This is a genomic window from Pseudomonas sp. DE0010, assembly GCF_007680745.1.
GTDB lineage: Bacteria > Pseudomonadota > Gammaproteobacteria > Pseudomonadales > Pseudomonadaceae > Aquipseudomonas > Aquipseudomonas parafulva_B.
Map to the genome: position 1 here is coordinate 1 of NZ_VEJQ01000245.1, position 254 is coordinate 254.

Consider the following 254-nt stretch of genomic DNA (forward strand, 5'->3'; position numbering starts at 1 on the left):
CCGTGAAGGATCCGAGATGCGCGTGACCGCCTTACTCTTCTTGCTGTTCCCCTTTGTGGAACTGGCCGTACTCATCAAGATCGGCAGCGAAATCGGCGTGCTCGCCACCTTCGCCCTGCTGTTGCTGAGCTTTCTGGTCGGCGTCGCCCTGCTGCGCGTCGCCGGCTTCACCACCCTCTGGCGCATCCGCATGCGCCTGGCCCAGGGGCAGATGCCGGAGCAGGAGGTCATCCAGGGTCTGACCCTGGCGATCG

Annotated in this window: 1 protein-coding gene; it reads left to right on the top strand. The window is 64.6% G+C overall.

Going from position 1 to position 254, the window contains the following annotated elements; genetic code table 11:
• Nucleotides 1-16: 16 nt before the first annotated feature.
• On the top strand, nt 17-254 hold a 238-nt coding region (locus FS767_RS22400; RefSeq protein WP_144968273.1), incomplete at its 3' end, for an FxsA family protein.